Origin of the sequence: Phenylobacterium montanum, assembly GCF_018135625.1 — a bacterium.
In the GTDB taxonomy this organism is placed as follows: domain Bacteria; phylum Pseudomonadota; class Alphaproteobacteria; order Caulobacterales; family Caulobacteraceae; genus Poindextera; species Poindextera montana.
On record NZ_CP073078.1, the window covers coordinates 1,910,221 to 1,922,680 of the forward strand.

The window sequence follows — 12,460 nt, forward strand, 5'->3', positions numbered from 1 at the left end:
ACGCAAGGGCCGTCAGGCCGCGTCCTCGTACACCGGCGCGTCTTCCGACTTGGGCGCGGCGCGGCCGAGGATCAAGTCCGCGGCTTTTTCGGCGACCATGATGGTGGGGGCGTTGGTGTTGCCGCCCACCAGGGTCGGCATGACCGAGGCGTCGATGACCCGCAGGCCCTCGATGCCCATCACCCTCAGCTCGTCGTCGACCACGGCCATGGCGTCGCCGGCCACGCCCATGCGGCAGGTGCCGACGGGGTGGTAGATGGTCTCGGCGGTGCGGCGGATCCAGGCGTCGATCTCGGCGTCGCTGCTCAGGGCCACGTCGGGGGAGACTTGGCGTCCGGCGATGGCCTTCAGGCCGGGCATGTCGGCCAGCTTCTGGGTCATGCGCACGCCTTCGCGCAGGGCGCGGCGGTCCTCGTCGGTGGCCAGGTAGTTGGCGCGGATGGCGGGGTCGTCCAGCGGGTCGGCGGAGCGCAGGCCGATCTCGCCGCGGCTTTCGGGGCGCAGCTGGCAGATGTGCACGGTGAAGCCGTCGCGGTCGACCGGGACCTTGCCGTGGTCGAGCATGATCGCCTGGACGCAGTGCAGCTGCAGGTCCGGGCGGTCGAGGTCGGGGCGGGATTTCAGGAAGGCGCCGGCCTCGAGGAAGTTCTGCCGCCCCGGCCCCTGGCCGCGCAGCATGTAGTTCAGCCCGGTCATCAGCCGCGCCAGTCCCTTGTTGTAGGCATAGGCCGTCTGTTCGCCCGGCGTCTCCCAGGCCAGCACCACGTCCAGGTGGTCCTGCAGGTTCTTGCCGACGCCCTTCAGCTCGTGGGTCACGGCCACGCCGGCCTTGTTCAGCTCATCGGGATCACCGATGCCCGACAGCTGCAGCACATGCGGCGACTGCACCGCGCCGGAGGAGACCAAGACCTCGGCGTCGGCATAGGCGGTCTTCTTCTCCGCGTTCTTGCCCTGCACATACTCGACCCCGACCGCGCGGCCCTTTTCGATCAGGATGCGGGTGGTGCGCGCCAGGGTGGCGCAGGTCAGGTTGGGCCGCACGCCCATCACCGGGTGCAGATAGCCCGCCGCCGCGCTCCAGCGGCGCCCGTCGCGGATGGTCAGCTGATAGGGGCCGAAGCCCTCCTGCTGGAAGCCGTTGAAGTCGGCGGTGCGCTTGTGCCCCGCCTGGACCCCGGCCTCGATGAAGCCGGAGAAGATGCGGCTCTTGGAGCGGCCGTCGGACACGTACAGCGGCCCCTCGCCCCCGTGATAGGGGTCGGCGCCGCCCTCATAGGTCTCGGCGCGTTTGAAATAGGGCAGCACCTCGGCATAGGACCAGCCCTTCAGCCCCATCTGGCGCCACTGGTCGTAGTCGCGCGCGTGGCCGCGGATATAGATCATGCCGTTGATCGAGGACGAGCCGCCCCAGCCCTTGCCCCGCGGCCACCAGAGTTTCCTGTTCTCCAGGTTCGGCTCCGGCTCGGTCCAGAAGCCCCAGTTGTAGGTCCCCTTTTCCGACAGCAGCGCCCCGGCGCCGGCCGGCATGCGCACCAGGATCGAATTGTCCTTGCCGCCGGCTTCGAGCAGCAGCACGCGAACCTTGGGATCGGCCGTGAGCCGGTTGGCCAGCACGCACCCGGCCGAGCCGGCGCCGATGATGATGTAGTCGAAACGCTCCAAGGGTCCCTCGCCTGGTTCTGGCTATTCGTTGGCCGGCAAGGTGGCGCGAGCGTGGGGCGGATGCAAGGGCGTTGGTGACGGGGGCGTCAGGTTTGTTGGGCAGATTTAAGGCGAGGAGCACAGTGCCCCTGACCGGGCGGGCCGCATGTGCAGGACGCCAACGGGCAGCAAGTGACAGCATATCGTGTGGCGGAGCCATCCGAGTTGATATCAGATTTGATCCCAGCGATAATACTCTAGCTCCAGATCGCAGAGCGCCAGCGCTTCTTTATTCGTAGAAAATTCGACAATTAAACCATATATTCGCATTCAAAATTTTTGAATACACCATGAGCGAATTTCTTTGCTATTAAATTGAAAATATTCGGCCTAAATTTTCCTGTAAAAGGATGACTCCCAAATCTATCTAGAATATTTTTAGTTATCAGTTTAGTGGCGTAGTTAAATCCGACACCCTTACTTCCGCCAACGATCGTAATTGTGCCTTGCGTTGGAGAGAAATTTGCCCAAAAATCAAGCTCGTCTCCCATAATTTTATGTGTTATGTCCATACCAACACTATTCATACGAAATTCACTGCAAAACGTGACCTTATTTTCAATAGCCAGCACCAAAATTCTGCCCACATCATCCCCTGGATTGTACAACACTATTCTGGGAACAAAATATACTTTTATATTTCTAGAGATGTTTCCTTGCGCATGCAAGAAGTAGTGAACAATTTTTGGTCCGCGCCTCCAAGAATGTCTAGTCGGATCGCCACAGCACCACTCAATGTACCCTCCCCACGCATTTTCAGCGTCACCAACATACTCTGCGGCCAGCCTCTTTGCCGCAAGCTGGACAGCAAATGCGTTGGCCCTTAGGACAGGATTGGTTAGATTTTGAATGTTAGAACAGAGACTCTGATCATATTTTCGACACTGATCAAGAAGATCACTCGCCCCACTGCCTATCGCGGTGCACGGATTCATGTATTTTAGATTTATAGATTGCCCATTGCTAACCTGGCGGAATCCATCCTCCAGATTGTCTGGTATATTTGCAGCAATGATTGCGACATCTCGCCCCTCATTACGATATTCTTCTGCAGCAACAGCCAAGCGATCTACAACGTGATGTCCACCTGGATCTGAGAGATTAGAAATAAACTGATTGCAAAAAGAGCGTATATCATTTCCGTTACCCGAAAAAGCTAGGGCGTTTGGCCCAGACAATAACAACTTTCTATTCAAATAAACTTTAGAAATAGCGCCCGCATGTTCGGGTATGGTAGTGGCTGGAAGTATAGATACCGCATCATTGGGAACGCCCCTCAACGTAACCAAAGTATCAGCCAGCATAAGGTCGACCGAATTTATAAAAGGTCGAGAGGGATCGGCGGGAAACGATGCGTACAGGCAGCCGGTCAAATGAGCCACCATTCGAAGGCGGTCTCAGTAGAAACATTGTTCTCCATACCTCGCCCTCCAACACGCCGCGACCTCGTCACCATGAGCCTGCACAACGACAGTGCCAATATGGATTTCGAGGGCGTGGGAGGCACCATCAATACGCCCACCCGATCAAAAATGCGCCCTTGCCACCTCCCCCATCCAAGCGCCTGATCCCCGCCGCGTGGCTCGGCTGGGGTCGGGAGCGGCTTTCGGGGGTCTGCGCCTAAAAGAGACAAAGGGAGGCTGGTCATGCGTGGAGGATGGCTTGCGATGGCGGCCGGCGCGGCGATGGCGCTGGCGGCGGGATGGGCGGCGGCGCAAGGAACGCCGGCGCCGGCGGCCTCGGGGACGGCCCAGGCGGCCAAGCCCGCGGCGGCGGCGCCCAAGGGCCCCAGCGCCTCTGGTCCAAGTGATCGGGCGCAGATCCAGGCGCTGCTGAAGGCCTACAACAAGGCCTTCAACGCCAAGGACGCCGACGGGGTGATGGCGGCCTACGCCAAGAAGGGCCTGTTCGTCTTCGACGTCTCCCCGCCGCGCGAGCACGTGGGCTGGGACGACTACAAGAAGGACTGGACCGAGATGTTCGCGGCCTTTCCCGGGCCTTTGACCAATACGATCAGCGAGCAGACCCTGAACATCGTCGGGCCGGTGGCCTGGGGCCACAACGTGCAGGACACCAGCTTCACCGCCAAGGACGGGAGCAAGACCGAGGTCACGGTCCGGGTGACGGACGTGTTCCGCAAGACCGGCGGCGCCTGGCGGATCGTCGAGGAGCACGTCTCGGTGCCGGTGGACCTGGCGACCGGCAAGGCGGATCTGATGTCGAAGCCGTAGGGGGGCGGAGAGCGCGGCGCGCGCCAAATCCGCTCATCCCGGCGAATGCCCATAAGCGCCAAGTTTAGCGGCTTCACCATAGCTCCTCATCCTGAGGCGCCCGCGCAGCGGGCCTCGAAGGACGCAGTGGCGGCCCCGTGATTGCGTCCTTCGAGGCTCGCCGCTTCGCGCCGAGCACCTCAGGATGAGGAAATTTGGGAGCCCGCCCCTACGCCTCGCTGGCGCTGGGGAGGTTGAGGACGCTGCGCGAAACCTCGCCCTTGTGGATGGTCACGCCCAGGAAGGTCATGGTTCCGCCGGCGAAGCTGATGTCGGCGACCGGGACCGCGGGGTCGCGCTGCAACAGGGCGACATCGCGCAGGGTGAGGTGCAGGGCCATGTCGCCCGGGGGCACGCCCTGGGCCGTCGCCTGCTCGATCTCGGCCCGGAAGCGGAAAGCGACGGTCGTGGAGGCGGTGGCGGCGGGGTTGTGGGCCGATTTCATCGAAAGCCTCCTTCGCCGGTCACGTGCACCGCGACGGCCCCGCCGGCGTCCGACATCTCTCGGGCGCGCTTATGGGCGAAGGCCTTGGCGACCTCCTTGTCGATGGTGCGACCGAAGTGGGCCCCGCCGTGTTCGACGACCCAGGCGTCGCCATCCCGCATTACGGTGAAGATAGTTCGTTCGAGTTGAGCTCGCATACGGGTTTTTAGCACGCCCCTGGCCCATCGCGAAAAGTATTTCCAGGATTTTTCTTGCATATCCTGCGATCAACCCCCAATATAACGATATCAAATATCGCTTTGGCTCGCCTGTCGCGCCCGCCGAAAATCTGAAAATTCGGCTTTCCGCTCGCTAAGACCCTCACCGAAAATTTGACTTCCCTCCCTTTTCGGGCGCGGAAAACCCATGTCCGGAAAGGGACAATTATGCAAACCGGCATCGTAAAGTGGTTCAACGGCCAAAAAGGCTTCGGCTTCATTCAGCCCGACCAGGGCGGCGCAGACGTGTTCGTACACATCTCCGCCGTGGAGCGCGCCGGCATCGGCTCGCTCAATGAAGGCCAGAAGCTGTCGTTCGAACTCGAGCGCGACCAGCGTTCCGGCAAGAACTCGGCCGCCCAGCTGCAACTCGTCTGAACTTCAGGCCGCTCGTAAAATCGAGCGGCCTACCGCCTTTGCGTGGTTCGAGACGCGTCCCTGGCGGGCCGCTCCTCACCATGACTGGCTTTTGTGCAACCCACTCGACTTCGTCATGGTGAGGGCTCGCGCAAGCGAGCGTCTCGAACCACGCCCATTAGATCGAGCCGTCCATTTCCGGACGGCCATCCGCCCCGCCTCCCAAGGAAGCGCCGCGGGGCCCAGAACAATCGAAAAAATGAATCATAGATATGTACCCGACGCCGACGGCGTCCTGAAGACCATCGTCCAGAAGCGCCCCGCAGCCAGCCTTCACGAGCTGCACCGATCCCACCCGATCCTGCGCTCCATGTCCCTGGACCACCTGTCCCTGCTGCTGGAGCGAATGGCCCGGCAGCGCAGCCTGGCCTGAAGCGCCCCTCCCCCGCCCGCCGCCCCTTCAAGCTTGGCCGCAGGATTGACCTTGGCCGCGAATTGATGATGAACTTGCCTCCGGGTTGATTTTTCCGGGTCGGGGGCGGCTTTGGGTTTCGGGCGTATTGCGGGCGTTTGCCTGGGTTTTGGATTGTGGCTGGCGGCCGGCGCGGCCGGGGCGGAAGAGAAGCCTGCGCCGCTCCCGCCGCCGCCAAGCCTGGATAACTTCTACGAAGACCCCCTGTTCAGCCACGCCCAGCTGTCGCCGGACGGCCGCTACCTGGCGGTGGTGCAAGGCGGGGACGTGTCGGCCGTGCTCGTCACCGACCTTCAGGGCCACACGACCCAGCCGATCCTGTCGCTTATGCAGAAGGGCAAGACCGTCAAGGGCCTGACGGCCGACTGGATCCGCTGGAAAAGCAACGACCGGCTGATCGTGGGCCTCACCCTGTTCGACATCCGCCGGGCCGGCGACAAGCCCGACGGGGAGATCATCGGCTGGCGCTTCGGCCGCTTCATGATGGCCATGGACCGCGACGGCAAGAACCAGCTGCAGTTGCTCAAGGGCGGCTTCTGGAACAGCGATCGGGGCGGCAATGTCACCCTGCTGGACCGGCTGCACAACGATCCCGACCACGTGCTGGCGATCGCGCCCAAGACCTCGGGCGATCCGGCGGTGTGGAAAGTCAACATCAAGACCGGCGACGCCCAGATGGTCGAGAGCGGCGACGACAACACCGACAGCTGGGACACCGACGCGGCCGGCAACATCGTCACCCGCATGCGCGATTCCGGCAATTCGGTGATCATCGAGGCGCGCGCGCCGGGCGAGACCAAATGGACCCAGGTCGTCAAGCTGAGGCCCAAGGACAAGAAGGAGCTGGCCGATTTCGACATCCTGGGCCCCACCGACAAGCCGAGCCAGCTCTATGTGGCGGTCAAGCCCAAGGACAAGAGCGAAGGCGAGACGCGCCGGCTACGCATCTACGATCTCTCGACGAAGACGCTGAGCGCGCCGGTCTGGCCGGAGCTGAAATACGACGTCGAGAACATCGTCCAGGACGACGAAACCTACGCGCTGAAAGCGGTCTGCTACACGGTCGACGTCTATACCTGCGACTTCAAGGACCCGACCATGCAGGCCTATTTCAAGGGCCTGTCGAAGTTCTTCAAGAACGACCGCAGCATCACCCCGGTCTCGATCTCCAGCGACGGGCGCTGGTGGCTGCTGCTGGTCAGCGGCCCGGACGAGCCGGCCACCTATTACATGTTCGACTGGAACGAGAAGAACATCGACGAGGTCGCCCCGGAGTACAACCACCTCTCGACGGCCGCCCTGGCGGAGAAGCTGCGCTGGTCCTACCCGGCGCGCGACGGGACCGCGATCCCGGCCTATCTGACCCGGCCGAGGTTCGCCCCCAAAACGCCGCTGCCGCTGATCGTCATGCCGCATGGCGGGCCCGAGGCGCGCGACGCCTTCGACTACGACACCTGGTCCCAGTACCTGTCGACCCGCGGCTATCTGGTGTTCCAGCCCAATTTCCGCGGATCGCGCGGGTTCGGGATCACCTGGGCCGAGGCAGGCTATGGCCAGTGGTCCGGCCGCATGGCCGACGACGTCACCGACGGGGTCAAGGCGCTGATCAGCTCGGGTCAGGCCGACCCGAACCGGATCTGCGTGTTCGGCGCCAGCTATGGCGGCTATGCCGCGCTCTGGGCCGGGGCGACGCACCCCGAGCTGTACAAGTGCGTGGTCAGCTGGGCGGGCGATGCCGACCTGATGCTGTCGATGAAGTTCGAGAAGTCGTTCGGCGGCAAGGAGGGCACGCGCTACCAGTACTGGCTGAAGTCGATCGGCGATCCGGAAAAGCAGGCCGACGCCCTGAAGAAGGCCTCGCCGATCAGCTATGCCGAAACCTACAAGCCGCCGGTGCTGCTGATTCACGGCGCCGACGACCAGACGGTGACGCCCGAACAGTCCCGCAACATGGAGCACGCCCTGAAGAAGGCAGGGAAGGACGTGAAGCTGATCGTCTACAAGGACGAGGACCACACCGACTGGGACACCGCGCACGAGAAGGACGCCATCGACCAGGTCGCCAAGTTCATCCAGGCCCATATCGCGCCGATCCCGACGACCCAGGCGGCGACTGCTCCGGCCGCGGCTGCGCAGGCGGCGGCGGCCAAGTGAGGGGCTGAAGAAAACCTTGGGCGGCGCGTAGAAAAACGCGGCGCGGGCGGCGCTTGAAAGCCCACCCCGCCGGCCTATCTGAAGCGCAATTCAAACCCACCGGGAGGCCTTCGACAGGACCAGCGCCAGGCGGCGCCGGCCGCTGCAGGCGTGGTCCTATGCGCATTTCGACCCTGGGCGGCGTCGCAGCCGCGATGATGGCTCTGATCTGGATGGTGGCGGCCAGCTATCGGCCGGCCAGCCTCTATGTCGACGACGGCCCGCGCGCGGCGCCGACCGCCGAAAGCCTGGCGGCGGCCCATCCGCCTGGACGGCTGGTTACACGCGCACGCGCCCTGTGACCCCTGGCGCAGCGGCCGGCCGCCGGCGGGGCTAGAGAACGCGCCGCCTGAACGGGGGCCTGACCGATGCGCCTTTCCACCCTGAGCGCCGTGGCCGCGGCGATGATGCTGCTGATCTGGATGGTCGCCGCGACCTGGCGGCCGCATGGGCTGTACGCCGATACCAGCGCCGGGGCGCCGGGAGCCATGGCGGCGGCGGGACGGCCGTAGGGGCGGAGCACTGGGCCCTATCGGTACCGTTCCGCTCATCCCGGCGAATGCCGGGATGAGCGGGTTGTTTGAGGGCCGATCGCGACTTCCCTCTTGCCTGAATCGCCCAAATATGTTCTTGTTTTGTTCATGTTCATATCCAGCGACCTCGCCGATCCCCAGCCGCTCGATCCCGCCCAGACGCGGGCGCTGCGGCATGGGCTGATTTTGCAGCGGCTGGTCGAGGTGGGCATGACCCTTTTGGGCGCGGTGGAGCGCGAGGCCCTGGCCCGCGCCGAGGCGGTCGAGGCGGCGATGATCGCCGGCCGGACCCTGCCGCCGCCCTCGCCCCAGGACCCGGGGCTGAGCTTTTCCCGCATCTCGCGCGCCGTGCGCCTGACTCTGGCGCTGGAGGCGCGGGTGGCCGAGGGCCAGGTCGCCCAGCCGGTCGCGGCCGAACCGCCCCCGCCGCGCCCGATCTGCGCCGAGGAGGAGGCGCGCATGGAGCGCATCGCCGAGCGCAAGGCCCACGCGCAGGAAGCGGTCGAGAAGCTGATCGATGCGGCCCCGGCGGGCGAGGCCGAGGCCCTGCACAACGCCCTGGCCGAGCGGCTGGAGGACGCCCCCGACGAGGCGGAGTTCGAGCGCGCGCCGGTCAGCCGGCTGATCGAGCGGATCTGCGCCGACCTGGGCGTCGAGCCCGACTGGGACCTGTGGGAAGACGAGCCCTGGGCCCGCAACGAGGCGACCCGCCGCGTGCGCGGCTCGCCCTATGCGCGGCGGCGGACGCGGGTCGAGCCGCGGTCGGCGCCGGCGGGGCGACGGGAAGCGGCGGACGATGGGTGAGGGTTGCAGAGCCATCCGCGCGCCCTTCGAGACAGCCGCTTCGCGGCTTCCTCAGGATGACTAAGGTCATTGGATTGCAAAGATAATCGTCATGGTGAGGAGCGACCCGAAGGGGCGCGTCTCGAACCACGCACGAGTCGAGCGCAATGCAGCCACCCTTCCCCCATCGATGGGGGAAGGGTTCCTCGTGCTGGGCCGATCCTGCCTCCAGCTATGCGGTTTGGCGGGCGATCCATGCCAAAAATGCACGGGCGGCCGGGCAAATCGGTGAGAAAACGCCCGGGAAGCTGGGATAGGATGGCCGAACCGTTTCGCCATCCTCCAGGCCGCACGCCCCATGAACGCTCCCCTGCCCGCCCAAAGCCTCGCCAACCATGCTCAGGACGTGATCGCCGAGCTGGACGACAAGGTGCGCTGGCTGTCGGCCTGGACCATCCACAACGCCAACCACCTGCGCGAGAGCCGCGACGGGCTGAAGGTGGGCGGGCACCAGGCCAGCTCGGCCTCGATGGCCACCATCATGTCGGCGCTCTATTTCTCGGTGCTGCAGCCCGAGGACCGGGTGGCGGTGAAGCCGCACGCCAGCCCCGTGTTCCACGCCATCCAGTACCTCTATGGCCGCCAGAGCCTGGACCAGCTGCAGCGGTTCCGCAGCCTGGGCGGGGCGCAGTCCTATCCCTCGCGCACCAAGGACAAGGACGACGTCGACTTCTCCACCGGCTCGGTCGGGCTGGGCGTGGCCATGACCGCCTTCGCCTCGATCACCCAGGACTACATGATCGCCCACGGGGCCCTGGCGCCGGAAAAGGCCGGGCGGATGATCTCGCTCTTGGGCGACGCCGAGCTGGACGAGGGCAACATCTATGAGTGCGTGATCGAGGGGGCCAAGCACGACCTGAGGAACTGCTGGTGGATCGTCGACTACAACCGCCAGAGCCTGGACGCGACCACCTGGGATTCGATGTTCCTGCGCTTCGCCGACATCTTCCAGGCGGTGGGCTGGGACGTGATCACCCTGAAATATGGGAGGAAGCTGCAGGCCGCCTTCGCCCGCAAGGGCGGGGCCGAGCTGGAGCGCTGGATCGACGAGAGCCCCAACGACCTCTATGCGGCCCTGAGCTTCCAGGGCGGGGCGGCCTGGCGCGCGCGGCTGATGGCCGATATCGGCGACAGGCCGGGGGTGAAGGCGCTGCTGGCGTCCTATGACGACGACGCCCTGGCCGGGCTGATGACCAACCTGGCGGGGCACGACCTGGGGCTTCTGCTCGACACCTTCCATGCGGTGAAGGACGAGCGGCCCAAGTTCTTCATCGTCTACACCATCAAGGGCTTTGGCCTGCCGTTCCAGGGGCACAAGGACAACCATTCGGGCCTGATGACCGTGGCCCAGATGGAGACCTTCCAGAAGCGCAACCGGGTGCCCGAGGGCCGTGAGTGGGACAAGTTCGCCGGCCTGCCGCGCGAGGCGGCCGAGTACGAGGCCTTCCTGGCCGCCGCGCCCTTCGCCGGGCGCAAGACCGAGCGGCCCGAGGCGCCGCGGATCGCCGTGCCGGGGCTAGCCGAATTCCCGCGGCCGAGCGGCAAGCAGTCGACCCAGGTGGCGTTCGGCAAGATCCTCAACGACCTGGCGCGCGCCGGCGGCGAACTGGCCGACGCCATCGTGACGACCTCGCCCGACGTGACCGTCTCCACCAACCTGGGGGGGTTCGTCAACCAGCGCGGCCTGTTCGCGCGCGAGGGCCGGCGCGACCAGTTCAAGGATTCCAACATCGCCTCGCCGCAGAAGTGGATTATGGGACCCAAGGGCCAGCACATCGAGCTGGGCATAGCCGAGAACAACCTGTTCCTGCTGCTGGCGGCGCTGGGCCTGTCGGGCGATCTGTTCGGGCGGCGGGTGATGCCGGTCGGCACGCTCTACGATCCCTTCATCAACCGCGGCCTCGATGCCCTGAACTATGCCTGCTACCAGGACGCCCGGTTCCTTTTGGTCGCGACCCCGTCGGGCCTGACCCTGGCGCCCGAGGGCGGGGCGCACCAGTCGATCCATACGCCCCTGATCGGCATGGCCCAGGACAAGCTGTCGTACTTCGAGCCCGCCTATGTGGACGAGCTGTCGGCGATCATGCGCTGGGCGTTCGGGCACATGCAGGATGCGGACGGCGGCTCGGTTTACCTGCGCCTGTCGACCCGGGCGCTGGAGCAGCCGGCGCGGGAGCTGGACGAGGCCCAGCTGGTCGAGGGCGCCTATTGGGAGGTCGAGCCCGCGGCCGGGGCGGACCTGGCCGTGGTCTATGCCGGGGCGGTGGCGCCCGAGGCGCGGGAGGCGTTCGAGCTGATGCTGGAGGACGTGCCGGGCGCGGGCCTGCTGGCCGTGCCGAGCCCCGACCGGCTGCACCGCGGCTGGACCGCCGGCATGGGCGGGACCGGCTCGCATGTGGAGCGGCTCCTGTCGCGCCTGGCGCCGCACGCCGCCCTGGTCACGGTGATCGACGGCCCGCCGGCGACCCTGTCCTGGCTGGGCGGCGTCTTGGGCCACAAGGTCCGCGCGCTGGGCCTGGAGCGCTTCGGCCAGTCCGGCGACGTGCCCGACCTCTACCGCGCCTATCGCCTGGACGCCGAGGCGATCCTGGACGCCGCGGCGGCGGCTCTTGCCTAGACCATGTACTGGCCGCCGTTGATGGTCAGGGTGGCGCCGGTGATGAAGCCCTGGCCCTCGGCCGCCAGGAAGGCGACGCAGCGCGCCACCTCCTCCGGCTGGCCGAGGCGGCCGACCGGTATGTCGGCCTTGATGTGGGTCAGGACTTCCGCCGGGACATGGGCGACCATGTCGGTGTCGATATAGCCCGGCGCGACGGCGTTGACCGTGATCCCCTTGCGCGCGGTCTCCAGCGCCAGGGCCTTGGTGAAGCCGATCACCCCAGCCTTGGCGGCGGCGTAGTTGGTCTGGCCGAACTGGCCCTTCTGGCCGTTGATCGAGGCGATGTTGACGATCCGCCCATGACCGCGCTCGCGCATGCCGCCGATCACCGGCCGGGTCATGTTGTAGAGGCCGCTGAGGTCGACACGGATCACCTGGTCCCAGGCCGCGTCCTCCATCTTGTGCAGAGCCATATCGTGGGTGACGCCGGCGTTGTTGACCAGGACGTCGATGGGGCCGAGCAGTTCCTCGACCTCCTTGAGGGCCGAACGGCACTCCAGGCTTTCGGCGACGTCGCATTTCAGCGCTAGGATATCCAGCTCCTCGCGGCAGGCCCGGGCCGCCTCGTCGTTGCCGGCATAGAAGGCGGCGACCCGCAGGCCGTCCGCCTTGAGCTGCTGGCAGATCGCGCGGCCGATGCCCCGCGTCCCGCCCGTCACCACCGCGACCCTCGTCATCTCGACCTCCCGTGGACCGGCTTTCGGGGCGGACCATGCCGCCCCCGCGCGGG

General features: G+C 65.5%; 13 protein-coding genes. 8 read left to right on the forward strand and 5 right to left on the reverse strand.

Annotated features, from left to right (window positions below):
- Nucleotides 1–12 precede the first annotated feature (12 nt).
- Both KCG34_RS08505 and KCG34_RS08510 read right to left on the reverse strand, forming a co-directional pair.
- Complete coding sequence (locus tag KCG34_RS08505) at nt 13–1,662, reverse strand: choline dehydrogenase (protein ID WP_211939940.1); 1,650 nt, start codon at nt 1,660–1,662, stop codon at nt 13–15.
- Between the two features lie 290 nt (nt 1,663–1,952).
- On the reverse strand, nt 1,953–3,086 hold the full coding sequence (locus tag KCG34_RS08510; protein ID WP_211939941.1) for a hypothetical protein: 1,134 nt from the start codon (nt 3,084–3,086) through the stop codon (nt 1,953–1,955).
- Nucleotides 3,087–3,347: 261 nt separating this feature from the next.
- On the opposite strand from KCG34_RS08510, the gene KCG34_RS08515 reads away from it, so the two are divergent.
- On the forward strand, nt 3,348–3,932 hold the full coding sequence (locus KCG34_RS08515; RefSeq protein ID WP_211939942.1) for a YybH family protein: 585 nt from the start codon (nt 3,348–3,350) through the stop codon (nt 3,930–3,932).
- A 208-nt stretch (nt 3,933–4,140) separates the two neighbouring features.
- On the opposite strand, the gene KCG34_RS08520 is transcribed toward KCG34_RS08515, so the two are convergent.
- Both KCG34_RS08520 and KCG34_RS08525 read right to left on the reverse strand, forming a co-directional pair.
- Nucleotides 4,141–4,416, reverse strand: coding sequence for a hypothetical protein (locus KCG34_RS08520; RefSeq protein WP_211939943.1), 276 nt, complete (start codon nt 4,414–4,416; stop codon nt 4,141–4,143).
- On the reverse strand, nt 4,413–4,613 hold the full coding sequence (locus KCG34_RS08525) for a hypothetical protein (protein ID WP_211939944.1): 201 nt from the start codon (nt 4,611–4,613) through the stop codon (nt 4,413–4,415). The genes KCG34_RS08520 and KCG34_RS08525 overlap by 4 nt, the downstream gene beginning before the upstream one ends.
- Before the next feature lie 228 nt (nt 4,614–4,841).
- On the opposite strand from KCG34_RS08525, the gene KCG34_RS08530 reads away from it, so the two are divergent.
- The 7 genes from KCG34_RS08530 to KCG34_RS08560 all read left to right on the forward strand — a co-directional run bounded on the left by KCG34_RS08530 (nt 4,842) and on the right by KCG34_RS08560 (nt 11,688).
- Complete coding sequence (locus KCG34_RS08530) at nt 4,842–5,051, forward strand: cold-shock protein (protein ID WP_211939945.1); 210 nt, start codon at nt 4,842–4,844, stop codon at nt 5,049–5,051.
- A 238-nt stretch (nt 5,052–5,289) separates the two neighbouring features.
- Nucleotides 5,290–5,463 (forward strand): hypothetical protein, encoded by a 174-nt coding sequence (locus tag KCG34_RS08535; RefSeq protein WP_211939946.1) that lies wholly within the window; start codon nt 5,290–5,292, stop codon nt 5,461–5,463.
- Between the two features lie 153 nt (nt 5,464–5,616).
- A complete protein-coding gene (locus KCG34_RS08540) occupies nt 5,617–7,656 on the forward strand; it encodes an alpha/beta hydrolase family protein (protein WP_211939947.1) in 2,040 nt (679 codons plus the stop codon).
- A gap of 158 nt (nt 7,657–7,814) precedes the next feature.
- Entirely contained in the window at nt 7,815–7,997 is a 183-nt protein-coding gene (locus KCG34_RS08545) for a hypothetical protein (RefSeq protein WP_211939948.1), read from the forward strand.
- A 66-nt stretch (nt 7,998–8,063) separates the two neighbouring features.
- Nucleotides 8,064–8,207 (forward strand): hypothetical protein, encoded by a 144-nt coding sequence (locus KCG34_RS08550; RefSeq protein ID WP_211939949.1) that lies wholly within the window; start codon nt 8,064–8,066, stop codon nt 8,205–8,207.
- 129 nt (nt 8,208–8,336) lie between these two features.
- A complete protein-coding gene (locus tag KCG34_RS08555) occupies nt 8,337–9,032 on the forward strand; it encodes a hypothetical protein (protein ID WP_211939950.1) in 696 nt (231 codons plus the stop codon).
- A gap of 337 nt (nt 9,033–9,369) precedes the next feature.
- Entirely contained in the window at nt 9,370–11,688 is a 2,319-nt protein-coding gene (locus KCG34_RS08560; RefSeq protein WP_211939951.1) for a thiamine pyrophosphate-binding protein, read from the forward strand.
- Here the strand turns inward: KCG34_RS08560 and phbB are convergent.
- Nucleotides 11,685–12,407, reverse strand: a complete 723-nt coding sequence (gene phbB / locus KCG34_RS08565; protein ID WP_211939952.1) for an acetoacetyl-CoA reductase — start codon at nt 12,405–12,407, stop codon at nt 11,685–11,687. The genes KCG34_RS08560 and phbB overlap by 4 nt on opposite strands.
- Nucleotides 12,408–12,460 lie beyond the last annotated feature (53 nt).